Source organism: Pseudomonas sp. R1-15 (assembly GCF_051132085.1).
Taxonomy (GTDB): Bacteria; Pseudomonadota; Gammaproteobacteria; order Pseudomonadales; family Pseudomonadaceae; genus Aquipseudomonas.
The window spans coordinates 2,617,646-2,644,037 of sequence record NZ_CP071660.1; the positions used below are offsets into that span (position 1 = coordinate 2,617,646).

Here is a 26,392-nt window from a genome sequence, read left to right on the forward strand (position 1 = left end):
GATGACGCAACAAGCTTTCCTGGAGATTGCGCAGCGGCTGGCATCCTTGCCCGCGGACAAGAAAAAAGTCTTTCGCCAGCGCCTGGCCGAGAAGGGCATCGACAGCTGGCGCCTGCCGATCGTCCCCGCCGTGCTCGGCGAAGGCGAGCACAGGCCGCTGGCGCAGGCGCAGCGGCGCTTCCTGTCGGCTGAAGCCCTGAGCAGCCGGGCCCTCTACAATCTGTGCTCGGTGCTGCGATTCGACGGGCGTCTGGACGGCGAGCGTCTGCAGCAGGCGATGCAGCAAGTCGTCGATCGCCACCAGATCCTGCGCACTCGCTACACCACGGATGCCAACGGGCAATTGCAGCCTCATTGCGAGCCGCAACAGGTCCGCTTGCCAGCCGTCGAGCGGTTGACGTTGGCGGCGTCTGACCAGGCGCAATGGTGCGCCGATGAGTACGCCCGCCAACTTGCCGAACCGTTTGACCTGGCTCAGTCGATGCCTTGGCGCTGGCAAGCGTTCAGTGACGCCCAGGAGCAATCCACCTGGCTGTTTTTCACCATCCATCACGTCGCCTATGACGCCTGGTCGGCCCAGCAACTCACACTTGAACTGGCCGAGGCCTATCGGGCGCTCGCTTCGAACCAGCCTGCCGCACAACCCGAGTTGAGCATTCAATACGCCGATTACGCCGCGTGGGAACGCGAGTGGCTGGACAGCGACATTTGCCGGCAGCACATCGACTTCTGGCGCGACCAACTGGCGGACGCGCCGGCGCCCCTGGCGTTGCCACTGGACCGGCCGCGCCCTGCGGCCACCCAACGTCGCCACAGTGGCGCGATCCTGGCCCGGGAGCTATCGCCGCAACTGACCGCAACGGTGGAGGCGGCCATTCGCAACCAGGGGGTGACGCTGTATATCTACGGCCTGACGGCCTTTACCTGCCTGCTGTCGCGCTACAGCGGCGAGACCGATCTGTGCCTGGGCACGTCGGCGGCCCAACGTGACCGTCCGGAGCTGGTGCCGCTGATCGGCCCGTTGCTCAATACCCTGGTGGTCCGCCAGCGTCTGCAGGACAACCCGGACTTCGGCAGCGCCTTGCTGCGGACCCGCGATACGGTCGCGGCCGCATTCGACCATCAGCAGTTGCCCTTCGAAAATATCCTCGAAAGCCTTGAGCGTCCGCGTTCGAGCCCGCTGTTCCAGGTCATGTTCGTTCAGGTTGATCTACCCGAAAGCCGCACCCTGTCCTTGCCCGGTGTGGCGGTCGAGGTGCTCGACCCGCCGCAACGGCATGCGCGTTTCGACTTGACGCTGCGCATGGTACGTAGCGCTGACGCGCGGCTGCGCTGCGAGCTGGAGTACAGCGACGAATTGTTTGATGCGGCCACGGTCGAGCAGATGCTCGACGACTTGCTGGCGATTCTGCACGAGGGCTCGGTGCATCCGCAGCGACGCCTGGCGGATCTGCAACTGGTTTCGCCACCCAGCGAGTTGCATGGCCCCGCCCCAGATACGGCGCCGTTGCCGTTGGACCGGCAAGTGTTGCACTGGGCCAATCAGACGCCGTCCGCTGCGGCACTCTGCAGCGCTGGGCGGACCCTTGATTACGCCACGCTCGGCGCCGCCAGTCGGTCGATGGCCGCGCGGCTGGCCGGGCAGGGCATCGGACCTGGGCAGGTGGTTGCCCTGTGCATGCCGCGCTGCGCTGAACAGCTGTTGGCGACCCTGGCTTGTTGGCAGCGTGGCGCGACCTGCCTGTTCCTCGACCCGGCGCAACCTCCGCAGCGCCTCGCGCAGTTACTGCAAGACAGCAGGGCGAGCCTGTGGGTGACGCTGGCGCACGCACCTGAAGCCGGCGTGGGCCTCGCGCATCTGGTGATGAGCGACGCCGACTGGTCGGCCGATGCCAATGCCGGGCAGGGCGAAAGCCTCAGCCAGCCGCAATTGCCTGCCTACCTTATCTATACTTCGGGCTCGACCGGCCAACCCAAAGGCGTGCTGGTCAGCCATGCCAACCTGGCGCATTACGCGAGCGCAGTCGGCCAGCGCTTGCACGCCTTACCCGGCAGCCGTTGGGCGACCCTGGCGACCGTCGCCGCGGACTTGGGGCTGACCTCGGTATTCGCCGCGCTCGCCGCTGGCGACCCGCTGGTCTTGCCGCCGGCTTCGTTGGCGTTCGATCCACCCGGCTGGGCTGACTTTCTTGATCAGAATCCCGTCGATTGCCTGAAGATCGCGCCTTCGCATCTGCGCGGCTTGCTGGCATTGGACGATGCCCGTCGGGTTTTGCCCAAGGACATACTGATCCTCGGCGGCGAGGGGTTCGATCAGGCCCTGTTCGCCAAGGTGCATGAACTGGCGCCGCAACTGCGTATCTTCAATCACTACGGCCCGTCGGAAACCACGGTTGGGGTGATCTGCGGGGAAATCACCGGGTCCGACGCACTCGAAGCGGGTCAATACTTGCCGTTGGGCCAGCCTTTGTCCGGCTGCGAGTTGCGCATCGTCGATGGCAATGACAGAACCGTACCGCTCGGGGTTGCCGGTGAGCTGTTGATTGGCGGGCCCCAGGTTGCCCAGGGCTACCTCGGGCAACCCGGGTTGACGGCGCGCGCGTTCGGTTGCACGGCCCAGGGGCAGCGATTCTATCGCAGCGGTGACCGGGTGCGCCTGGACCGCAACGGGCGGCTGGTATTCCTCGGGCGCCAGGACGATCAGGTCAAGATCCGTGGTTTTCGTGTCGAACCGGGCGAGGTCAGTGCCTGGCTCAACGCCCAACCCCAGGTGCGCGAGGGGGCGGTGCTTGCCTGCGAAGTGAAAGGACGCACGCAACTGGTGGCATACCTCACTCCCGGGATCGGCTCTTCGATGACCTCCGAAGCCTTGGCGATGCTGCAAGCCGAGGCCAAGCGCCAACTGCCGGAACACATGTTGCCGGCCTATTGGCTGGCCCTGGGGACACTGCCGCTGACCGCCAATGGCAAGCTCGACCGGCGCGCATTGCCCGAGCCCGCAACGGATGAGCCGAGCGCTGAAGCCGCCGAGCCACCGAGCGGTGCGACCGAACAGCGCCTGGCACTACTGTGGTGCCAGATTCTCGGTTGCGCGCAAGTCGGGCGCGGGGATGATTTTTTCGCCCTCGGCGGCGACTCGATTCTCAGCCTGCAATTGATCGGCCTGGCTTCACGAGAAGGGCTGAGGCTGCAACCTCGCGATGTCTTGCAGCATCCGACATTGGCGGCCATGGCGCTGTGCATCGATTGCCGCGCCGAGCCCGCCTTGCGCACGGTGCTGACGGCCTTTCGCGAGCTGCTCGGCCAACCCGCGCTGGGCGCGGATGCGGATTTTTTTGCCATGGGCGGCGATTCGATCCTCAGCCTGCAACTGATCGCGCGCTTGCGTCAGGCCGAGCTGCGCCTGATGCCTCGGCAATTGTTGGAGAACCCAACCCCTCGGCAGTTGGCCAAGGCGCTGACGCCGGTCGTGGCGCCTGTCGTCGCGGCGGTCGAGCCGAGTGACGTGGCGAAGCAACCACAGCCGCTGTCCCACGCCCAGCAACGGGTGTGGTTCATGCAGCAGCTCGATCCGGCTGAAACCGCCTACAACGTCACCCAGTTGCTGGCCTTGCGCGGCGATCTGGATGTGCCGCGTCTGCAACGTGCCTGTCACGCGCTGGTCGCCCGTCATGATGCGTTGCGCTGCCGCTTCTTCGAAGAGCAAGGGCAAGTCTGGCAGCGCCTGGACGATACGCCCGCGGCGATCTTCAATGTCCATGACATCGGTGGCCTGACCGGGGCGGAGCAGGATGCGGCCATCGCCAGTGCGGCCAAGCGGGTGTTCGATCTGACGCAGGGGCCCTTGCTGGCGGTCGATGTGTTTTGTGTCGCACCCGCTGACTACCGCTTGCTGTTCAATGTGCATCACATTGCCGTGGACGGTTGGTCCATGGGCCTGCTGGTCGAGGATCTGACGTCGCTCTATCAGGACCGGACGCTGTCTTCGACAAGCGCTCTGCTGCCGTTGATCAATGCGCAGCGGCAGCAGTTGGAAGGGGACCACGGCAAGACGCTGTTGGCTTATTGGCGGCAACGCCTGGAAGGCTTGGGCAACGAGCCTCTGGAACTGCCCGGACAACCCACTCGGCCGGCAGTGCAGGCATACGCCGGTGCGCGGGACGAGTTCGCTTTGCCCGGTACGCTGAGTGCCGCTGTGGAGGCGCGGGCAAGGGCACTAGGCGTCACACCGTTCGTGGTGTATTTCGCTGCGTATCAATTGCTGATCTGGCGTCATGGCGGACGCAGTGACTTCGCCGTCGGCGTTCCAGTGGCCGGACGCGAGTCGGCAGAGAGCCAGGCGCTGGTCGGCCTGTTCGTCAACACGCTGGCGCACCGGGTGCAGGTCGATGCTCGCCGGAGCCTGCAAACGTTCGTCCAGGCCTTGAACGGCAGACTGAGCGAGGACCTGGCCCATCAGGCGCTGCCGTTCGAGCAATTGCTCGACGTGCTGAATGTCGAGCGCAGCCTGGATCGCACGCCGATGTTCCAGACGATGTTCAACTACCAGGTCGACCACCAGCAGTCCCGCAGCCTGAACCTGCCTGGCGTCAGCGCACAGGCCCTGGCATTGCCGGGCGGGGTGGTGAGCGCCAAGTTCGACCTGACCTTCAACCTGTTTACCCAAGGGCGTGGTGCCGAGGCCAGTACCGGGTTGATCGTCGAATACGCGACCGCACTGCTGCAACCGGGCACCACCCGGCGGCTGGTGGAGGACTATCAGGGATTGCTCGCCAGCCTGGCGGGTGTTGATCTTCAGACACGCTTGCTGGAAATCCCGCTGCGCTCCGTTGCGACCCTGGTGACTGCCGGTGAGCCGTTGCAATTGTCCGGCGAAGCGGATTTCGTGACGCGTTTCGAAGCGCAAGCCGCTGCGCATCCCGAGCGCATCGCGGTGTACTGCGCTGATCGGCAGATAAGCTACGGGACGCTGGATGCCCAGGCCAACCGCCTCGCTCATTGGCTACTGGCCCAAGGCGTGGGCGCCGAATCGATGGTTGCCTTCTGCCTGCCTCGGGATGAGCGGTTGCTGGTGTGCATGCTGGGCATTCAGAAGGCCGGGGCGGCTTACCTGCCGCTCGATCCCGGCCATCCACCGGCTCGCCAGGCGCAAATCCTCGACCGGGCGCAGCCGCATCTGCTGCTCTGCGATTCGCCGAGCGTCGATCTGCCGGCGCCGTTGCGCGTGTGCCCATGGGCGGACCTGCCGCTGGGGCAATTCGCGGCCCAGGCGCCGGAAGTGGCGGCCAATCTTGGGCAACTGGCCTACACCCTCTATACCTCGGGCTCGACCGGCCAACCGAAGGGCGTGCAGATCAGTCGCGGCAACTTCGCCAACTTCCTGCTGGCCATGGAACAGGCGCTGCCCTTGGCAAATGTGCAGCGCTATCTGGCCTTGACCACGGTCACCTTCGACATCTGTGGCCTGGAGCTGTGCCTGCCGCTGGTGCGTGGCGGTGCGGTCGTCCTCGCCGACGATGACGAGCGCCAGGATCCGCTGCTGCTTGCGCGCTTGATCGAGGAAAAAAATGTCGACCTGATCCAGGCCACACCGGCGACCTGGGCGATGTTGCTGCAAGGCGATCGCCAGGTGCTCAAGGGGCGCATGGCCCTGGCCGGTGGCGAGGCAGTGTCGGCCGAATTGGCCCACGAGCTGAAGCAGTGCGTGGCGCAACTGATCAACGTCTATGGCCCGACCGAGACCACGGTGTGGTCGACCCAGACGCCGATCGATGCGCTGCAACTGCCCGTCGCGCCGATTGGCCGACCGCTGCTGAACACGCGCTGTCATGTTCTCGACGAACACCTGTGCGAAGTGCCGCCTGGCTGCGTGGGCGAACTCTATATCGCCGGCGACGGCCTGGCCCGCGGTTATGCCGGGCAGCCGGGGCTGACCGCCGAGCGCTTCATTGCCGACCCGTTCGGGGGTAACGGCGGGCGTTTGTATCGCACTGGCGATCTGGCGCGCTGGCAGCCCGACGGCCAGCTGTACTACCTCGGGCGTACCGATGACCAGATAAAGTTGCGCGGGTACCGCATCGAACTGGGAGAAATCGAGGCGGTTCTGCTCAGCCATCCCCAATTGCTGCAGGCGGTCGTGGCCGTGCAAGGCGAGCATCTGGCGGCGTTCTGGGTTGCGGAGGCTGAAAACGCACCTGACGAGGCGGCTGTGCGCGATTATCTGCAGACACGTTTGCCGATCTACATGTTGCCGACGCACCTGCAAGCGCTGGAGCGGCTGCCGCTCAACACCAACGGCAAGGTCGATCGCAAGCAGCTGCCGCGCCTGCTCGCGGTGGTCGACAGTGCCCCCGCTACCGAGCGCGCATTGTCGGCGAGCGAGGCCTTGCTGATGCAGATCTGGACCTCGGTGTTGCACGTGCAACACGTGCCGGTTGATGGCCATTTCTTCCAGATGGGCGGGCATTCGTTGATGGCCGCTCAGGTGCGTGGGCGCTTGCGCGAGCAGGGGTTTGACGTGCCATTGCGCTGGCTGTTCGAGACGCCGGTGCTGGCGCAACTGGCTGAGCGAATCGAAGGGCTTGCGGGGCAGCAGGACCTGGCTTCGCTGACGATCTCGCCGGTTGATCATGAGGTCGAGCAACCCTTGTCCTCGGCGCAACAGCGGGTCTGGTTGATGCAGCAGATGGACCTTGCCGACAGCAGTTTCAACATGAGCAGTAATGTCCGTTTGCGCGGGCAATTCGACATTCAGGCTCTGGACCGTTCATTGCAGCGGCTGGTAAGCCGCCACGCCATCCTGCGCACCACTTATCACCAGCGGGACGGCGAACCGCGCCAGCGCATCCACTCGCAATCGACAGTGGCCCTGGAAACCGTCGCGTCGACGCAAGCGCAGTGGCCGGTTGAAGCCCGGGACAGGGCACTGCGCCCCTTCGACCTGGTTCGCCAGGCTCCGCTGCGGGTGGTCCTGTATCGCCTCGGCGAACAGGATCATGTGCTGCAAATGATCATGCACCACATCGCCTCCGATGGCTGGTCCGGCGCTATTCTGGTCGATGAGCTGATCGAGGGCTACGAGGCCTATAGCACCGGCGTGCTACCGAGCCATGAAGCGTTGCCGATCCAGTACGTCGATTACGCCGTATGGCAAGGTTCGGCCGCGGTCCGATTGCGTCAGCGTGAAGGCCTGGACTTCTGGCGACGGACCCTGGCCGGCATTCCGGCGCAAGTGCCGCTGCCGTTCGATTTCCCGCGTCCGGAGCGTGACAGTGGCGCCGGGGCCGCAGTGGATTTCCAGTTGCCGCCCGCCATGGTCGGTCGGCTTAAGAGGTTCGCCCAGGACAGTGGCACGTCGCCGTTCATGGTGCTGCTGACTTGTTATGCCGCGGTTCTGCAACGCGAGACGCAGGGTCGCGATCTGGTGATCGGTACGGACGTTGCGAACCGCGACCATCCGGCCACCGAATCGCTGATCGGCTTCTTCGTCAACCTGCTGGCCTTGCGTGTCCGCCTGCAACCGGAGTTGAGTTTCCGTGAGCTGGCGCTCCAGGTGCGTGAGGTTTGCCTGCAAGCGTTCGCCTGGCAAGACACGCCGTTCGAACAGGTCGTGGAGTGCCTCGAGCTGCCGCGCGTGGCCAATGTCCACCCGCTGTTGCAGACCTTGTTCGTGCTCGACAACACACCACGCCAGCAGCGTCAGCTGGGCGATCTTCAGGTCGAGCCGCTGGCCGGCGAGCAACACCATTCCAAGTTCGACATGGCTCTGTTCGCCAGCGAAGACTCTGATGCCATCAGCCTGCGCTGGGTGTACCGCACCAGCCTGTTCCGCCAGGCCACCGTCGAGCGCTTGCGCCATGCCTTCGAGTCACTGCTGGAGCTGGCCCTCGGCGCGCCGGACAATCCCATCGATACCTTGATTCCGACTGTAAAGGGAGCCGCTGCAATGTCCACGGACAACCCGCTGCAACGCAAAATGAGCAAATTGGGCAAGATGCGCCAGAGCGGATCGGCGGCGACCCGTGAGTCCATCGAAGCCCGGCCGCTGCGAGAGGAGGCGAAATTTCCGCTGCTGGTCTCGCTGCGTGACCGTGAACTGGCCCCGGCTATCTGGGCCGAAGCCAACCGCGACAAGGTCGAAAACTGGCTGCGCGAGCATGGGGGTATTCTGTTCCGTGGGTTCGACCTGCCGACACCGGCGGATTTCGAGGCGTTCTGTCAGGCGCTGTGCCCGCAGTTGTATGGACAGTACGGCGACCTGCCGAAGAAAGAGGGTGGCAAGAACATCTACAAGTCCACGCCATACCCCAAGGACCGGATGATCCTGTTCCATAACGAGAGTGCGCATCAGCACCGTTGGCCGCGCCGCCAGTGGTTCTACTGCGAGACGCCAGCGACCTCCGGTGGCGCGACGCCGATCGTCGACAGCCGCCAGGTCTACCGCGAACTGCCGGCCTGGTTGCAGGCAAACCTGCGGCGCAAACAGCTGATGTACGTGCGCAATTTCAGCGCCAGCCTGGACGTCAGCTGGCAGCATTTCTTCCAGACCGAGGATCGGGCCGAGGTCGAGCGGATCTGCCGTGAGAGCAACATCGAATTCCAATGGCGCGGCGCCAACGACCTGCACACCCGCCAGGTTTGCCCGGCGGTGATCCTGCATCCATTGACGGGCGAAGAGAGCTTCTTCAACCAGATCCAGCTGTACCACCCGGCGTTTCTCGATGCCGATATCCGCGAGCAGTTCCTGCGCGATGGCGAAGCCGCCATGCCCAGGCAGGTGTTCTACGGTGACGGCTCGGACCTCGAGCCGGCCGCCATCGATGCCATCAATGCCGCCTATGACCGCTGCGCCGTGCGTTTCGATTGGCAACAGGGCGATGTGGTCATGCTCGATAACATGCTGGCGGCGCATGCCCGGGATCCGTTCGAGGGCGAGCGCAAGATTGTCGTGGCCATGGGCGAGATCTATGGTCGTCACCAGGTAATGGCTGCCCCTGCGCAGACCGAAGAGCATTCCGCAGAGTTGACCCCATGATGGATCTTGGACTGACGCTTTCACCGCAACAGAAACAATTGGCCCAGGCCAATCCGCAAGCCTGGCGCTGGGTCCGCATGCGCTTGGCGGGCGTGCCCGAGGGCATCGTCGAGCAACGCTTGCGCGACGCCCTGGCGCAGCATCAGGCGTTGCGCCTGCGTTACGAGCGCCCACTGGGCGCCACCGGCCTGCGCCAGCGGGTTATCGAACCTGATGCACTGCGGCTGGACTGGCGCCAGGGGCGGGCAGCCGACGGTCACGATGGACAGTCGTGGCTGGAGGCGGCCCGGCGTCGTTGCGACGCCGAGCAACCCGACATTCTCGCCTGGCAGCTCGACGATCTGTTGCTGTTGGCAGTCCCGGTCTACTCACTGGACCAGCGCAGCCTGATCGGCTTGCAGGAACACTTGCTCGGGCGTGCCGCAGCGCTTGACGACGAGCCCATGCAGTACGCCGACTATGTCGAGTGGATCAACGGCCTGCAACTGGATGAAGACGCCGAGCAGGGCGCGCAGTTCTGGCGCAACCTGGCCTTGCAGGACATTCCCGGCATGCGCCTGGTCGAGCGCTATGGCATCGCCAGCGGACGTCACGCGGTCGTCCGCCAGGAAGTTGAGCAGCGCTTGCCGACGACGCTCACGGCACTGGCCGATCGTGAAGGCGTGGCCGTCGAGCAGTGGGTGCTGGCCGCCTGGGGATCATTGCTCGGCAGGCTCAACGGGCAGCAGCAGGGACAGTTGGGGTTGCAACACGATCCTCGTGACAACTACGAGGAATTGTCCGGCGCGTATGGGCTGTTCGAGCAGACTTTACCGATGGTCCTGCAAGTGTCCGAACACAGCACGCTGACCAACCTGGCCCGGCAACTGGCCCGGCAACTGGAGAGCGCCGTGGACTGGCAGGAATATGTCGGCCAGGCACAGTTGTTGCCCGAGTGGCGGGCCAGCTTCCAGGCAGGCCTGCGGGTCTCGCCCGTGCCGCAACTGGACATGTCGCAGTGGCTGTCTTTCGACACACCGGTCGAACTGCAACTGCAATTGACGCTCGATGCCCAGGGCCACGGCGAGCTGGCGTTGGCCTACGACCTCGGCCTGTATCGCGAGGGGCAGATGCAGACGCTGCTCAAGCGTTTTGCCCATTGGCTTGGCCAAGTGGTGCAATCGCCCGACGGGCTCATCGCTGACGTTGACGCGCGCCTGCCTGAAGAACGGCTGGCCTCGGCGCAGACTGCTGCCCTTGGACCGGACCTCGATATCATCGCGACCTTGCGCCGCCATGCCCAGGCACAACCGTCGCATCCGGCGCTGCGGTATGCCGAGCAGGTATTTTCCTACGCTGACCTGGATGCCCTGAGTGATCGTGTCGCCGGCAGCCTGAACGAGGCTGGCGTGGGCCGCGAGCAGGTCGTTGGGCTGTATCTGCCGCGTGGCGCGCAGATGCTGATTGCGATGCTGGCCTGCTTCAAGGTGGGGGCCGCGTATCTGCCGTTGGACCCACAGCAACCACCGCTGCGTCTGGCCGGCATACTCGACGACGCCCAACCGGCGTTGTTGCTGCATCTGGAAGGGCTGTTGCCCGAGACATCGGTGCGGACCCTGTGCTGGACGCAGGCGAGCAACGGGCCGGCGTTCGCCTCGCCAGTCTCCGGCACAGCGCAGGACCTGGCCTACGTGCTCTATACCTCGGGCACCAGCGGCAAGCCCAAGGGTGTGCAGATCGAACAAGGGCAACTGCGTCACTACGCCACCCAGGTGATCCACGCGTTGCAATTGCCCGAGGGCGGGCATTACGGGCTGGTGTCCTCGTTGCTCGCAGACCTGGGCAACACCGTGCTGTTCCCGGCGTGGCTGCGGGGCGGCTGCGTGCATGTCCTGGCGCAGACGACCGTGACCGATGCGCGGGCGTTTGCCGATGAGCTTCGGCGCTACCCACTGGACGTGCTCAAGATCGTACCTTCGCACCTCGAAGCACTGATGGGCGAGCAGGCCGCCGACGTCCTTCCACGCCAGGTCCTGGTGTTGGGCGGAGAGCCGATCGGCGAGGCGCTGTTGACCCGCCTGGCGCAGGCCGGACCGACCTGCCGTGTTTACAATCACTATGGTCCGACCGAGACCACGGTAGGGGTGTTGTGGCGGGCGATCGATCTGGAACAGGGGGTGAGTGGCTGCGCATTGGACCAGGTGTTGGGTGCCAACCGTATCCACCTGCTCGACGAGCGGCAGCGGCCGGTACCGTCAGGCCAGGCCGGCGAGTTGTGCATCAGCGGCGCCAGCGTTGGTCGAGGCTATGTCGGCAATGTCGGCGGCAACGCCTTTGCTGTCGAGCCTGCCACTGGTCATCGTCTGTACCGTACGGGCGACCTGGCCATGCGCCAGGCCGATGGGGCCGTGCGCATCCTGGGGCGCAACGATCAACAGGTGAAAATCCGTGGGTTTCGCCTCGAGTTGGCCGAGGTCGAGCAGGCAATGCTGGCCCAGCCAGGTATCTCGCAGGCTGCTGTGCTGCTGGACGGCGAAGGTGACCACGCCCGATTGCTGGCCTTCGTGGTCACGGAGGAGGCGTATTCGCAAGGAACGGATCAGTTGCGCGCCAGCCTGGCCCGCCAGTTGCCGGACTACATGCTGCCCAGCGCTGTACTGGCGCTGAAGGCCATGCCGTTGAACAGCAATGGCAAGCTCGATCGCAAGAACCTGCTCGAACGCGCCCGGCAGCGTTTGCACAATACCCGCGTGGCACCGGTCGGCGAGCTGGAGGCGGCGATCCTCGCCATCTGGTGCGAAGTATTGGGAGTTGATGACCTTGGCGTCACCGACAACTTCTTTAATGTCGGTGGGCATTCGCTGGCCGCGATCAAGGTGGTGTCGCTGATTCGCGAACGGTTGGGCCTCGACCTGCCGACCAACCTGCTGTTCGAACGCCATACCGTGCGTGACCTCGTCCAAGGCCTGGGCGAGATCGGCGTTGGTCCGTGGAAGGTCCTGAACACTGCCGATCCGCATGCCCCGGCGCTGTTGCTGGTGCATGGGGCGCAAGGGCATCTGCAGGCCTACCAGCCGCTGGTGGACAACCTGCGCGACGACGTCGCGGTGTTTGGCCTCGCCGCGCTTGAAAGCGGCTGGGCCGAAGGCGACATGGATGCATTGCTGCGCCGATACGTGGCGAGTATCCCGGCGCAGCTCAAAGAGCGTCCGCTGGTGCTGTTGGGCTGGAGCCTCGCCGCGCGCCTGGCCGTGTTGCTGGTGCCGCATCTGCAAGCAAGTGGTTTCAGTGTCGCCGGGTTGGTGGTGCTTGATCACGATGCGCAGCGCAGCCTGGCCGGCGAGGGTGATGAAGCCGGCCAGTTGATTGCTGATTTCGCTTTTTATTGCCGCAGCCACGCCCAGCCGCTCGGCGAGTCGCTACGGGAGCGGTTGACGGGCCTGTTGGCCGGCCTTGACTATGCCGAGGGTGTCGCCCGGCTACTGGACGACGAACAGGTGCGCGCGCATCTGCAATGGGAATCGGCCGACGCGGAATTGTTGGCGTTGATGGCGCAATATCGCGCGATCAAGACCCGCTTGTACGAGCAGGCCTTGCCGACCATCGATGTACCGGTGTGGCTCTGGCGCGGCAATGCCCACGGCGATTTGCGCGCGCCGTGGCAACGCCATGCCTTGCAACCAGTCAGCCAGTGGACATTGGACGTGGGGCATCATGAAATGCTCGGCGAGCCGCGACTGGTCGAAAACCTGCTGCCTTTACTGTTGCAAAACTCTGCCAAGGTGGTGCCGGTCCCATGATGTTATTGAAAGAACTGCTGCATGATGCGCGATGGCGCATCTTCCTTGCGGTGCTGTGCAGTGCCTTGAGCGCGGCCACCAGTATCGGCCTGATCGGCTACATCAACCGTTGCCTGGAACAAGGCCTGGATGACCTCGGTCGGGGCTTGCTGCTGTTCGGTGGCCTGTTGGTGCTGTTGTTCATCAGCGGGGTCATCTCGCAATGGCTGCTGGTGCAGATCGGTCATCGCCTGGTCTACCAGCTGCGCCTGCGGTTGGTGGGCAAGGTGCTGGGCACCGCGCTCGAACGCGTCGAACGGCTGGGCAGCCCACGTATCTACAACGCGCTGACCAAGGATGTTACCACCGTCGCCACGGCGTTCAAGCAACTGCCGATCTCCTTGTACAACGGTCTGCTGCTGTTGGCGGGGCTGGCCTACATGGGCTGGTTGAGCTTGCCGTTCTTTTGCCTGACGCTGGCGGTGATCGCCGCTGGCGTTGGTCTCGATGTGTTGCTGGGGCGCAAGGTCAAGACCTTGATGCAGGCTGTCCGGCAACAGGACGACCAATTGACCGAGCAGTTCGAAGCCACGATCCAGGGGCGCTGCGAGTTGGGCCTGAGCCGCGAGCGCCGGCATCTGCTTTATCAACACAAGCTGGAACCCATCGCGCGCGCCTCGCTGGACGCCTCGGTGCGCGCCGACACCCTCTGGGCGGTGAACCTCAATTGGACGACACTGCTGGTGTTCATGTTGATCGGCACACTGTTTTTCCTAGGCCAGGGGCTGGGGTTGCTGGACCAGCAGGTGGTGGTCGGCTATGTGTTGGCGATCATGTTCCTGCGCACGCCCATCTCGATGATCCTCGACGCCATTCCCGCAGTGATCCGCGGTCATGTCGCGTTGCAGGCCATCGACACGTTGGCGCTGGGCGAGACGGTGGAATTCAAGACGCCGACGCAAGCGGCGCAGCCGTTTCGCGAACTGCGCCTGGCGAACGTGCATTACCGTTATGCCGGCAAGAACGAGGAGTTTGCATTTGAACTGGGTCCGATCGACCTGACGATTCGCCGTGGCGAGCTGATTTTCATCGTCGGTGGCAATGGCAGCGGCAAGTCGACCCTGGCCAAGCTGCTGACCGGCCTCTACGTGCCCGCTTCCGGGGAGGTGTCACTCAATGGCGTGGTACTGGATGCCACTACCAGTGAGTGGCACCGGGAGCATTTCGCCGCGATCTTCGCCGACTTCTATCTATTCGCCGATGTGCTGGGCGAGGCGGGAGACCATGAAGGGCTCGAAGCCCGGGTGGACCATTATCTGGAGCGCCTGGGGCTGGCCCACAAGGTCGAATTCGCCGCCGGGCGCCTGTCCACCACTGCCTTGTCCCAGGGGCAGCGCAAACGCCTCGCGTTGCTGTTGCTGATGATGGAAGGCCGGGAAGTGTTCCTCCTGGATGAGTGGGCGGCGGACCAGGACCCGGTCTTCCGCCATGTGTTCTACAACGAGTTGCTGCCCGAGCTGAAGGCCGCCGGCAAAACTGTCATCGCGATCACTCACGATGATCGTTATTTCGATGTGGCGGACCGGGTCTATCGCCTCGACTACGGCCACCTCGTTGATTACGACCGGGCCACGGAGAACCCCTTTCAGTTGGTGAAATGACGGCTGCGCTCAGGCGCCTTGAACCTGGCGTCTGGATTCATCGAGGGGGCAGCTGCTGCAATAGCCAACGCCGGGGAGGCGGTAGCGAATGCAGCAGATGCGCCTCAGGCGCTGCGGCTCGTCCTCGCCGATGTCGTGGTAACGCACGGGCGCGAACAGCGGGTTGCGGCGGCCATCGGGGCGTAGCCGGGCTGTGAGGATCTCCCTGGCCGGCAGGGTGCTGGAGGCATCAGCCAGCGGGTGCAGTTCGATCCGCGTGGTGACGAATTCGAAAGTGTTGGCGGCGTTGCTCCAGAACAACCGGGGCGATGCCCGGCTGACACTGGCAAGAATCTCGATGACCGGTTCCAGATGGCATTCGACGAGCGTATGGAACCGCTCGAAGGCCGTGCACCGGGGGAGTATCTGGCCATCGTCGCGCAAATGCAGGGCCTGGGGCCTGGCGTCATCGCCGAGTTTCAAGCCGACATCAGCCAGGGCGAGCGGCAGCTCGCGCTGCTGGAGCAGGTTGGCGGCCATGACTGGCGCCAGGAAGGTACTGAAATACCATTTGGACCACAGCGACACCAGGGCCAGGCGCTCATCGGTCTTGTAGCGTGCCAGCAGATCGTCGACGAATGCACTGAACGTCTCGTGCTGGAAGAACACGGCGGCCGGCAGATCGGTGCGCGGGAGGCTGCGCAGTTGCAGTTTCTCTTCAAAGGCTGCGAGCGGCCCGATGAACAGCGGAGCAAGGCTGGGAATCATTGACTCATCCGTGACCGCGAATCGAGAGAGGTTATCGTTCAGGGGCGAAGTATAAACAGCGTACTGCTGTCTTGCGACTGCCCGCCAGCAATGAAATATGTGCGCAACGTAAGATTTTTATAATATTAATGAGAATCGCTACCATTAGTATTGTATCGTAGCGATCTTTTCCGTCATGCCAGTCAAAGGAGCAAGCAATGAGTTTGGATAGCCCGGATACGCGGTTTCTGGTTGTCGTCAACGAAGAGGAGCAGTACTCGATCTGGCCGGACTACCGCAGCGTGCCCGACGGCTGGCGCACCGCGGACATGCAGGGCAGCAAGGAAGAGTGTCTGGCTTACATCGAGAAAGTCTGGACCGACATGCGCCCGCTGAGCCTGCGTCAGGCCATGCAGGTACAAGGACAGGGCTGATCGCCCACAACCGAGTGGTTACTCAGGGAGTCAAAATGGAAAGTGTCCAGCCCCGTTCATCCTCCAGCGCAACCTTCACGCTGGAGCAGTTTCGCCAGCAAGCGCCGCGTGAACTGAACACCAACCCGTATCTGCAACGCCAGGCGGCCCGGGAGTCGAACGCCCGTTCTTACCCGCGGCGCATTCCGTTGGCCTTGCAAGAAGCCCATGGTCTTTATGTGCGCGATACCCAAGGCCAATTGTTCATGGACTGCCTCGCGGGTGCGGGGACATTGGCGCTGGGCCATAACCATCCGGTGGCCATCGCGGCCATGCGCCAGACACTCGATTCCGGCCTGCCCTTGCACACCCTGGACCTGACGACACCGGTCAAGGATCGTTTTGTCGAGGACCTGTTCAACGCCTTGCCGGAAAACTTTGCCCGTCACGCGCGCATCCAGTTCTGCGGACCGACCGGTGCCGACGGCATCGAGGCGGCCTTGAAGCTGGCGCGGATCGCCACCGGGCGCAAACCGATCCTGACGTTCTCCGGCGGTTACCACGGCATGACCCTGGGGACACTGAGCCTGATGGGCAACCTGGGGCCAAAACAGGGGCTGGGCTCGTTGATGGCCGACGTGCAGTTCCTGCCGTACCCCTATGACTACCGCTGTCCGTTCGGCATCGGCGGCGAAGCCGGCATCGATGCCGGGCTGCACTTTATCGAACAACTGTTGAGCGACCCGGAGTCGGGTGTGCTGCCACCGGCAGCGGTGGTCGTGGAAATCGTGCAGGGCGAGGGTGGGGTGATCCCGGCACCGGTCCGTTGGCTCCAGGGTTTGCGCCAATTGACCCGCAAACACGGCGTGGCACTGATCATCGATGAAGTACAGACCGGCCTGGGGCGTACCGGCAAGCTGTTCGCTTTCCAGCACGCCGACATCGAGCCGGACATTCTGGTCTTGTCCAAAGCTATCGGCGGCGGCCTGCCACTGGCGGTGATGGTGTATCGCGAAGAGCTGGACACCTGGAAACCCGGTGCCCATGCCGGCACGTTCCGTGGCAATCAGATGGCGATGGCAGCGGGCGCCGCGACGTTGCGCCATATCATCAGCGAACACCTGTCAGCGCACGCCGAGGTCATGGGGCAGCGCCTGATGGAACAGGTGCGTCAGTTGCAGGGCGATTACCCTTGCCTGGGCCAGGTGCGTGGTCGTGGCTTGATGGTGGGCGTAGAGGTTGTCAGCGATACGCCGAGCGATACCCGTGTGCCCGCCGCGGATACGGCACTGGCCCAGGCCATCCAGCGCCAGTGCCTGCGCTTGGGCGTCATCCTGGAGTTGGGCGGGCGCCATGGCGCCGTTGTGCGATTCCTGCCACCGCTGATCATCCAGGCTGAGGAAATCGATGTGCTGGTCGAGCTGTTCCGGGTGGCCTTGAACAATGCCATCGCCGAGACCAAGGGCAGGGCGTTGCACATCGCCTGAGCAGGCGCTGGCTGTTGACGTGAGGCAATCGACCCGTGGCGAGGGAGCTTGCTCCCGCTGGGCTGCGCAGCGGCCCCAAAAGTCTTGCGGCTGCTACGCAACCGAGCGGGAGCAAGCTCCCTCGCCACGGAGCCATCATTTTTCTCAGGTGATTACTGCTACTTGTAGCGCTGCTCGAACACCGCCAGTTGCTCAGGCTTGATCAACTGGAACGGTACCCAGATTTCCGGTTCAACCGGCTCGCCCTTGATCATCATGAGCGCCGCCTGCACCGCGCTGGTCGCCTGGGCCTTGGGGTCCTGGAATACCGACGCGACCAGCATCCCGCGTTTTATCGCCGCCAGGCCATCAGGCAAACCGTCAATGCCGACAATCGAAATCTCGCCCTTGGCTTTGCCGGCTTGCTGCAAGGCCATGGCCGCACCGATGGCCATCTCGTCATTGTTGGCGACGATGGCATCGAAACGGCTGCCGGCGAGCAGCCAGTTGCTGGTCAGGTCCATCCCTTTGCTGCGCTGCCATTCGGCGCTCTGCTGCTCGACGACCCTGATCTCGGGGAAGTCCTTGAGCACCTGCTTGACCCCTTCGGTGCGGTCATGGGTCGCGTTTTGCGCGAGGTCGCCCATGATGATCGCGAGGTTGCCTTTGCCGCCGAGTTTTTCCGCCAGGTAGCGCATCTGCAGTTGGCCGGCTTCGATGTCGTTGGACGCCACCGTAACTACGCCTTTGGGCAAGGTGCGCTCGTCCGGGTGGCGGTTGACGTAGACCAGCGGCGTCTTGGCTTCGACCGCGGCGCGGGTGATGTTGGCGGTGGCGGAAGTGTCTACCGGCAGGACAATGACCGCATCGACTTTCTGGTTGATGAAGCCCTGGACCTGATTGAGCTGGCGGACCACGTCGCCCTGGGCATCTTCGAACTGGATCTGGACGTTTTCTTTTCTGGCGGCCTCGTCCAGGCCGTTACGCACGTAGGTCATGAAGTTGTCGTCAACCCTGGCGATGCTGACGCCGATGCGATAATCGGCGGCGGCCCATTGGCTGAACAGCACGAGCAATGTGGCGAAAAGCAGTGAGCAACGACGCATGATGGTTTTCCTTTTGTTGTTATGGAGTGAACGTCATCAAGTGATGGAAATATTGCTGCGCGTCTGGAGTCCGCGAGGCGCTCACCCATCCAGGGTGAAAGCCTGTCTGAAACGCTCCAGTGCTGTTTCGCTGTCACCACTGGCCCAGCCTTCAAGGCCGACGACACCGCTGTATCCCATGCCGAACAGCGCCCGGGCAATGGCCGGATAGTGAATTTCACCGGTGCCGGGCTCCATGCGACCCGGAACATCGGCGACCTGGATTTCGCCGATGGCGTCACCGGCGCGCTGGATCAGCTCGATCAGGTTTCCTTCGCCGATTTGCGCGTGATAAAGGTCCAGGTTCATTTTCAGGTGCGGGCTGCCCACGGCTTCGATCAGCGCCAGGGTATCGTCGGCGCGGGCGAACGGTGTGCCGGGATGGTCGACTTCGGTGTTGAGATTTTCCAGCAGGAACACCCGGCCGGCGTCTTCGCCCAGGCGGGCGATCTTTTCCAGGGTCTTGCAGGCGCTCAACCACATGCGTCCGGTGGTACGGGCTACCGATTTGACCGGCAAGCCCTGATCACCCAGGCCGGTGCCGTGCAGGTTCAGGCTCGGGCAGTTCAACCGGGCTGCGACGGCCAAGGATTCCCCGGCGCTGTCGAGCAGTTGCCGGACGGCCTCGGGATCGGTCAGGTTGCCCGAGATGTAACCTGTCATCGAGGTGAAATCCGCGCCAGTCGCCGCGAGGGCCTGGATGTCCTTGCTCGACCAGTTCCATATCTCGACGCTGAAACCCTGCGCGTGGATGCGTTTGACCCGTTCGACAAAGGGCAGGTCAAGAAAGACCATCTCGGCGCTGACCGCCAGCTTGAAGGGGATGAAACTCATGACGAGGCTCCTTGCACACGTACCGCTTTACCCTGCTGGAAGGACTCGATGCAAGCCCGTGCAATGGCCAGGGCGGCCCGGGCATCTTCACCGCTGGCCAGCGGTTTCTCGCCGCTGCGCACGCAACTGACGAAGTGATTGAGCTCGGCCACGTACGCATCACGCAGCAAGTCGGTGTCCAGGCGTTGGGTATCGGCCTGGACCCCATTGGCCAGATACCGCAGCAAGTCGGAGTCGTTGACGCTGCCCATGGTCAGCATGCCGGCACTGCCGAACACTTCGCCCCGGACGTCGTAGCCATAGACGGCCTGGAAGTTGGCCTCCGCGGTGGCAATGGCGCCATTGTCGAAACGGATCGTGACCACTGCCGTGTCGAGGAAACCTTTCTCTTTGTAGGCGGGTGCAATCAAGGCATCGGCCATCACGAACACCTCGACCGCCTCGGCGCCCGGATTCAGGTAGCGCAGGGTATCGAAGTCATGGATCAGCGTTTCCAGGAAGATCACCCATTGCGGCGAGGCGGCGGGGTTGTTCAGCGCCGGGTCGCGGGTCAGCGAGCGCAGCAGTTGGGGTGTGCCGATCCGGCCGGCGACCACGTCCAGATGAGCTGTGCGGAAACTCCTGGCGAAGCGCCGGTTGAAACCGACCTGGAGCGTCACCCGGGCATCGGCAGTGGCGGCTATGGCGCGGTCGGCTTCGTCCAGCGTGATCGCCATGGGTTTTTCACAGAACACCCCTTTGCCGGCCCGGGCCGCGCTGATCACCAGCTCGGCATGGCTGCGTGCCGGGGCGGCGATCAGCACGGCGTCGATGTCCGGGTCGTCCAGCAGTTGCTGCGGGTCGGCGTAGGTCTTGCGCACATCCAGCTCCGCCGCCAGGCGCGCGGCCTGGCCGGGAGTAGGGTCGGCGATGGCGGCGAGGCAGGCGCCGGGGATGTGCCGGGCGGCGGTCAGGCCGTGAAAACTGCCCATGCGGCCAGCGCCGATAAGACCCAGGCGAATGGTTTTCGAGGTGCTCATGAAATGACTCCCTTTTATTGTTGTTCGCGACTCGCTGGCTGGAACGCCGGTGTCGCTATACAGCGGGGAGCAACTGCTGTGCCAATATTCAACGAGCTGAATTTAAAGGTTTTTTTCTGCGATCTTGAAAGAGGGATGTTCATTTCGTGGACATGTCTACACTGACATGTCGAAAACCTGAACATAGAGCCGACAATGAATGCACAACCCATGGCCCTGAGCGTTGAAGACCGTGACTATCTGACCGCCCTCGGCCCCGCGTCGTTGAATGGAGGATCAAACGCTGCGCTGGAAGAGGCCTGGCGAGCATGCCTGAACGCCAGCACCGAGCGTCCCGCCGGTGTCAGGCAAGTGATCTGGAATTCCTGGCGGCGCAGCGTCGATGCCGGGCTGGATCCGGAGGACGGCGAGTACCGTTTTGTCGCGCCCGCCGAGCTGACCGCCACGCTGACGGCGAATCGCCTGTTGATTGCCGCCGCCGCACAGGTCATGCGCGGCTTGCTCGCCTACAACCCCAACGGGCATATCAACCTGACCGATGCCGAAGGCACGACCCTGTATTTCTGCGGGCTGGACCTCACGCCCATCGGCAGCCGGTTGCTCGAATCGGTGCAGGGCACCAATTGCACCGGGCTGGCGCTGGTCGAGGACCGGCTGGTGTATGTGCTGGCCGAGGAAAATTTCGGCATAGGCCTGCGCCAGCGGCGTATGCATTGTGCCGCCGCGCCTATCCGCGATGCTCATGGCCGGACCCTGGCGATGCTGACCCTGACCGCCGAGCCCGGCTGGTTTCACTTCCATACCCTGGGCACCGTCCAGGCCGCGGCTGAAGCGGTCTCCCGGCAAATGGCGCTGCAGGCACTGCTGGAAGAACAACAGACAGTCCTTGAAGTGCTCAACGAGGGCTTGGTGGTACTCGATGAAACGGGTTGCATCAAGGCCCTCAACCATTACGCCCGGCAATTGTTCCGCGTCGATCGTGACTGGTTGGGCAAGCCGTTCCAGAGCCTTGGGCAGACCGAGCAAAGCGGCGAGATCCTGCGCAGGGATGGCGAAGGGGCAAGGGACCTGGATTGCACCTTCGAGCTGCATGACCGCAGTCATCTGGCCTGCCTGGTATCTGTCTGCCCTCTGGAGCAGGGCGGTCGTATCGTTTCGCTGCGCGAGAATCGGCGCATCCGTGAGATTACCCGGCGCCTCATCGGCACCCAGGCCAGCTACACCTTCGAAATCATCCAGGGTCGTTCACGGGCCATTCAGGACGCCTTGCAACTGGGCCGGATCGCCAGTCGCAGTGACTCGACCACGCTGATTCTCGGTGAGAGTGGCACCGGAAAGGAGCTGTTTGCCCAGGCCATCCATAACGCCAGCGAACGCAGTGGCGGTCCGTTCGTGGCGGTCAATTGCGGGGCCATTCCCCGGGATCTGGTGCAGAGCGAACTGTTCGGCCATGTCGAAGGTGCGTTCACCGGATCGGCTCGCGGTGGCTCGGCGGGCAGATTCGAACTGGCCGATGGCGGGACGATCTTCCTCGACGAGATCGGTGATATGGCCTTTGATGCGCAGGTCAGCCTGCTGCGCGTCCTGCAGGAAGGCGAAGTGACGCGGGTGGGGGCGAAAAAATCGCTGCGGGTCAACGTGCGGATCATTGCCGCCACTCACCGCAACCTGAGCCAGGCCGTCGCCGACGGGGCCTTTCGCGAGGACCTTTATTACCGCCTCAATGTGCTGAGCCTGACGGTGCCGCCGCTGCGGATGCGGCGGGAGGATGTGCCCTTGCTGGCGCGACATTTTCTTGCGCGGTGTGCCCGGTCGCTGCGAAAGCCGATACGAGACCTGTCACCACAGGCGCTGGAGGTTCTCGATGCCTATCATTGGCCGGGGAACGTCCGTGAGCTGGAAAACGTCATTGAGCGCGCGACCAACCTGGCAACCACCGAACTCATCCAAGCCAATGACCTGGCCCTGGAAGTCAGGCAGGGCGGACGGCCCTCGGCCCGCGAGGCTACTCCGGAACCCAGGGCGGCCGTCGATCTGGATACCCACGAAATGAATGCGATCATCGCCGCCCTGCGGGACACGCGCGGCAATATCCGCCTGGCCGCCCGCCAGTTGAATGTGTCCCGGGGCGGGCTGTACAACAAGATGAGCCGGTTCGGGCTCAACGTCGAAGCGTTCCGCTCGGCGCAGGACTGACCCGATCGCCTCGCTGTGCGGTCACCTGCGGTCACGCTCTCGACCCAATGCCACCAGGCACCCGCCAAGCAACAGCGCCGCGCCCGCCACCAGCACGGGCGATGGCCGTCGCGCAGGCTTGCGCCAGCCGCCTTCGATTTTACGCGGCCCGCTGGGCGGGTTGAACAGGTTGCCCGAGGATGAAGCCAACGCCGGACTGCGGTTCAGGGCCAGACGCGTCAACCAACCGGACAGTTGCGGGAAGCCGGGCAAGAGGACATGGGCGACTCTCGCCAGTACCGCCGCGCTGCCCACGGTGGTGCTGGGCTTGGGGTTGAGCGCACAGCTGACCATCGCTTCGGCAACCCGCTGCGGGTCGTAGACGGGAGGCGGTGGCTTGAGCGCATGGCCGGTGTAATTGGCGCCGTCGCGAAAGCCCGGCGTGTCGATGACGGCGGGGTAGATGTCGCAGACATGGATGTCCCGGTATTCGCCGAGTTCACCGCGCAAGGCTTCGGACAAGCCGCGCAAGCCGTATTTGCTTGCCGAGTAGGCAGCGGCATAGGGCTGGGCGACCCAACTGCCCAGCGACAGGGTGTTGATCAGGATCCCGCGCTTCTGCGCCTTGAAATAGGGCCATGCCACATAGGCGCCCCGCAGGTAGCCGAGCAGGTCGGTTTGCAGAACCTGTTCATGTACCTCAAGCGGCGTTTGCTCGAAACTGCCCACCGCGCCGACGCCGGCATTGTTGATCCAGATGTCGATGCGGCCGTCGCCAAACGCGGCGGCCTCGGCGGCTAGCGCCTGCATCTGTTCGCTGCGGGTGACATCGGTGCACACCGCCAATGCGGCGACGCCCTGGGCCTGGCATTCGTCGACAACTTCGGCGAGCGCCTCCCGATCACGTGCCGCCAGCACCAGGCGCGCCCGTTGCCGGGCAAACGCCAGGGCGGTGGCACGGCCGATTCCGCTGGACGCTCCGGTGATAACCACGAGTTTTTCCGCCAAGGGATACGACTTTGTCTGAGCGGCGGTAGCGGCGGGGCCCGTGGGCCGGTCGATGTCGGGCTGCAAGGGGGTCAGCTTGAGGCGCACGCCATCGGCCATTATCAGCGTCAGGTCCTCGATGGTGCCGGCCACTCTGCCGGGGTACACCGGCTCGCCCTCGGGGTCGAGCTGGTCGTAGAGGAAGGTCTGGCCTTCCAGCCAGCCCACTGCCGTATTCAATTCAGGGCCCAGGTAATACTTTCCATCAAGGAAAAAACCCGGGAAGTGAGGCGCGCGCTCGATGCTTTCAACGGCGTAACGCTCACCGTGCCGCATGCCGGTTGCTGGGGCAATCATGATCAACACCTCCGTCCTGTTGGTCCTGCGATAGAGAGCAGGGGTCAGGCAGGGGTTCCGTCGAGGTGAGGAAAGGCATTTCGAGTGAACCGCGCTCCACCTCGTTCTGTCACTCGTTGGTCAGGAACGACAAATGATGGAGCCGCCGATGCGACCGCTGTATTTCCCCAGCCTGTCTCTCGCTGTCGTGCTGTGCACGGCCTGTTCAAGCCAACCTGCCGCCATGTGGAGTTATGCCGACGCCCGGGACCGGGCCAATCAGCCGCCCGACCAGATGTACCCCGAACTGTTCGAAGCCGTGCAGCGTCAGCAGGTGTTCACCGACCAGAAGCATTTCGTCGATGCGTTGCCCAAGCGTGACCCGGCGAAGATCCGTGCCGATTACCTGGCCCGTCGGGAGGGCGCCGATTTCGATCTCGATGCCTTCATAAAGGACAACTTCATCGAATCCGGCCAGGCTGAAAGTCCTGCCCCCGAACCGGGTGCGCCGATCAAGGAGCACATCGATAATCTCTGGCCCGTGCTCAGCCGAACCTACACCCACGTGCCGCCCTACAGCAGCCTGCTGCCGTTGCCGCAACCGTATGTAGTTCCAGGCGGACGTTTCCGCGAAATGTATTACTGGGACTCGTATTTCACCATGCTCGGTCTGGAGCAAAGCGGCGACAAGGCGCAGGTTCGCCAGATGACCGACAATTTTGCCTACATGATCGACACCTACGGCCATATCCCCAATGGCAACCGCAGCTACTACCTGAGCCGCTCGCAGCCACCGTTCTTTGCTTACATGGTCGAGTTGCAGGCGCACATCGAAGGCGAGCAGGCCTACGGGCGCTACCTTCCCCAGCTGCAAAAGGAATATGCCTACTGGATGGACGGGGCGCAGGCCCTCAAGGCCGGTGAGGCGGTGCAGCATGTCGTCAAGCTCGCCGATGGCAGTGTGCTCAACCGTTATTGGGATGCCAACGCTACGCCTCGGCAGGAGTCATGGCTGCAAGACACGAAGACCGCCGAACAGGCGCCACAGCGACCCAAGGAGGAGGTCTGGCGCGACTTGCGCGCCGGGGCCGAAAGCGGCTGGGATTTCAGCTCCCGCTGGCTGGGGGACGGCAAGAACCTGGCGACCATCCGAACCACGTCGATTGTGCCGGTGGACCTGAACAGCCTGATGTTCCACCTGGAGCGCACCATCGCCAAGGCCTGTGAGACGGTGGCGAACACGCCTTGCGTCCAGGCCTATGGGCAGCGTGCCGAGCAACGCCAGCGCGCCATCGAGACGCACTTGTGGAACGCCGAGGGTGGTTATTACGTGGACTACGACTGGCAGCAGAACCGGCAACGGCCGGGATTGACTGCCGCAACGCTGTTCCCGCTCTACACCGGCCTGGCCTCTGCCGAACGCGCCGATCGTGCCGCCGATGCGGTGCGTCGAGGTTTGTTGCGTCCGGGCGGCATCGCCACCACCCAGGTCAATAACGGCCAGCAGTGGGACGAGCCCAATGGCTGGGCGCCGTTGCAATGGGTGGCGGTCGAAGGATTGGACCGCTACGGACAAACGGAACTGGCCCGGGATGTTGGCAACCGCTTTCTGAAGCAGGTCCAAGACCTTTATCTCAAAGAGGACAAATTGGTCGAGAAGTACGACGTGTCCGGACAGGGCGACGGCGGTGGGGGCGGCGAATACGAACTGCAGGACGGCTTCGGCTGGACGAACGGGGTAACGCTGAAGCTGATGAATAAATACGGCGGTTGAGCCGGGCGGGATCGATGCTATTCTTCGCAAAATCTGCGAAGAATAGCGCTGCCGTGGGGCTTATGAACACGAGTCGTGATCAGTTTCCATTACCGGAGGACCTGAAGGTCTTTCTCACCGTCGTTCGAAAAAACGGCTTTGCCAGTGCCGCGCAAGCGCTGGGCTATTCGCCGGCCTATATCAGCAAGCGCATTTCGGTGCTGGAAGCGACGCTCGCCACCCGCTTGCTGCACCGTACCACCCGGCGCATCGCCCTGACCGACGATGGCGAGCGCGTGCGGGTCTGGGCCGAAAAGCTATTGGGGGATTTCGAGGAGTTTGTCGGTGAAATCGCCCAGGCGCGACATCAGCCCAGCGGGGCTCTGCACATCTGCAGCAGTTTCGGTTTTGGCCGCAACCACGTCGCACCGGCCATCGGCAAACTGTCGCAGGCGTACCCCCGGCTCGACATCCGCCTGGACGTATTCGATCGCGTCGTCGATATCGTCGGCGAAGGCTTCGACCTGGAGATCCGCGTCGGTGATGACCTGCCGGACCAACACCTGGGGCGCAAGCTGGCGAGCAATCGGCGGATACTCTGCGCAAGCCCGGAGTATCTGCAACGGCGGGGCATCCCGCATTTGCTGGAAGAGCTTGACGCCCATGATTGCCTGGTGCTCAAAGAGCGCAATAACGCGTTCGGCCTATGGACGCTGACCCGGGATGGCGAGGAGGCAACGGTACGCGTCGGCGGCCCGTTATCATCCAACAGTGGCGAGATCGTCCTGGAGTGGGCGTTGAGCGGCGGCGGGATCCTGCTGCGCTCGATGTGGGACGTCAAGCCGCTGCTGGAGCAGGGGCGGCTGGTCCAGGTGCTGCCAGACTATTCGCAAAGCGCCAATGTCTGGGCCGTATACCCGACCCGGCTCAGTCAGTCGGCCAAATTGCGGGTATGTGTCGAGTTTCTCGAGGAGTGCTTCCGGGATTTGTCGGTTGGTCAGACGTAGCGGCGTCCTCTGTGGGAGCGAGCCTGCTCGCGAAGGGGCCGGCTCATCCAACATCTTCAGCGGCCGACACGCCGCCTT

The 26,392-nt window shown here is 63.7% G+C and carries 13 protein-coding genes; 8 read left to right on the forward strand and 5 right to left on the reverse strand.

From position 1 onward, the window contains the following. Window position 1: 1 nt before the first annotated feature. The 3 genes from J3P97_RS11935 to J3P97_RS11945 are packed head-to-tail and all read left to right on the forward strand — an operon-like array spanning window position 2 to window position 14,453. Window positions 2-9,034, forward strand: coding sequence for an amino acid adenylation domain-containing protein (locus J3P97_RS11935; RefSeq protein ID WP_434674246.1), 9,033 nt, complete (start codon window positions 2-4; stop codon window positions 9,032-9,034). Beyond that, window positions 9,031-12,813: a non-ribosomal peptide synthetase gene (locus J3P97_RS11940; RefSeq protein WP_434674247.1), complete on the forward strand. Its 3,783-nt coding sequence runs from the start codon at window positions 9,031-9,033 to the stop codon at window positions 12,811-12,813. The genes J3P97_RS11935 and J3P97_RS11940 overlap by 4 nt, the downstream gene beginning before the upstream one ends. Next, complete coding sequence (locus J3P97_RS11945; protein WP_434674248.1) at window positions 12,810-14,453, forward strand: cyclic peptide export ABC transporter; 1,644 nt, start codon at window positions 12,810-12,812, stop codon at window positions 14,451-14,453. The genes J3P97_RS11940 and J3P97_RS11945 overlap by 4 nt, the downstream gene beginning before the upstream one ends. Window positions 14,454-14,462: 9 nt before the next feature. Here J3P97_RS11945 and fhuF read toward each other — a convergent pair whose 3' ends face one another. Further along, window positions 14,463-15,200 (reverse strand): siderophore-iron reductase FhuF, encoded by a 738-nt coding sequence (gene fhuF, locus J3P97_RS11950; RefSeq protein ID WP_434651971.1) that lies wholly within the window; start codon window positions 15,198-15,200, stop codon window positions 14,463-14,465. A gap of 197 nt (window positions 15,201-15,397) precedes the next feature. Here fhuF and J3P97_RS11955 point away from each other — a divergent pair, with 197 nt between their 5' ends. Together J3P97_RS11955 and J3P97_RS11960 are read left to right on the forward strand one after the other, a co-directional pair. Next, entirely contained in the window at window positions 15,398-15,613 is a 216-nt protein-coding gene (locus tag J3P97_RS11955) for an MbtH family protein (protein WP_434674249.1), read from the forward strand. Between the two features lie 35 nt (window positions 15,614-15,648). Then, on the forward strand, window positions 15,649-17,079 hold the full coding sequence (locus tag J3P97_RS11960) for a diaminobutyrate--2-oxoglutarate transaminase (protein WP_434674250.1): 1,431 nt from the start codon (window positions 15,649-15,651) through the stop codon (window positions 17,077-17,079). 158 nt (window positions 17,080-17,237) lie between these two features. Here the strand turns inward: J3P97_RS11960 and J3P97_RS11965 are convergent, their stop codons facing one another. From J3P97_RS11965 to J3P97_RS11975, 3 genes are all read right to left on the reverse strand, one after another. Next, window positions 17,238-18,164: a sugar ABC transporter substrate-binding protein gene (locus J3P97_RS11965; RefSeq protein ID WP_434674251.1), complete on the reverse strand. Its 927-nt coding sequence runs from the start codon at window positions 18,162-18,164 to the stop codon at window positions 17,238-17,240. A gap of 81 nt (window positions 18,165-18,245) precedes the next feature. After that, a complete protein-coding gene (locus tag J3P97_RS11970; protein ID WP_434674252.1) occupies window positions 18,246-19,037 on the reverse strand; it encodes a TIM barrel protein in 792 nt (263 codons plus the stop codon). After that, window positions 19,034-20,056, reverse strand: coding sequence for a Gfo/Idh/MocA family oxidoreductase (locus J3P97_RS11975; protein WP_434674253.1), 1,023 nt, complete (start codon window positions 20,054-20,056; stop codon window positions 19,034-19,036). Before J3P97_RS11975 ends, J3P97_RS11970 begins: the two co-directional genes overlap by 4 nt. A 195-nt stretch (window positions 20,057-20,251) precedes the next feature. Here J3P97_RS11975 and J3P97_RS11980 point away from each other — a divergent pair, with 195 nt between their 5' ends. Then, a complete protein-coding gene (locus tag J3P97_RS11980) occupies window positions 20,252-22,252 on the forward strand; it encodes a sigma-54-dependent Fis family transcriptional regulator (protein WP_434674254.1) in 2,001 nt (666 codons plus the stop codon). 21 nt (window positions 22,253-22,273) lie between these two features. Here J3P97_RS11980 and J3P97_RS11985 read toward each other — a convergent pair whose 3' ends face one another. Then, window positions 22,274-23,575 (reverse strand): SDR family oxidoreductase, encoded by a 1,302-nt coding sequence (locus J3P97_RS11985; RefSeq protein ID WP_434674255.1) that lies wholly within the window; start codon window positions 23,573-23,575, stop codon window positions 22,274-22,276. A 133-nt stretch (window positions 23,576-23,708) separates the two neighbouring features. On the opposite strand from J3P97_RS11985, the gene treA reads away from it, so the two are divergent. Next, on the forward strand, window positions 23,709-25,328 hold the full coding sequence (treA, locus tag J3P97_RS11990; RefSeq protein ID WP_434674256.1) for an alpha,alpha-trehalase TreA: 1,620 nt from the start codon (window positions 23,709-23,711) through the stop codon (window positions 25,326-25,328). Window positions 25,329-25,390: 62 nt separating this feature from the next. Further along, entirely contained in the window at window positions 25,391-26,314 is a 924-nt protein-coding gene (locus tag J3P97_RS11995; RefSeq protein WP_434651952.1) for a LysR substrate-binding domain-containing protein, read from the forward strand. The last annotated feature ends 78 nt before the right edge of the window (window positions 26,315-26,392 follow it).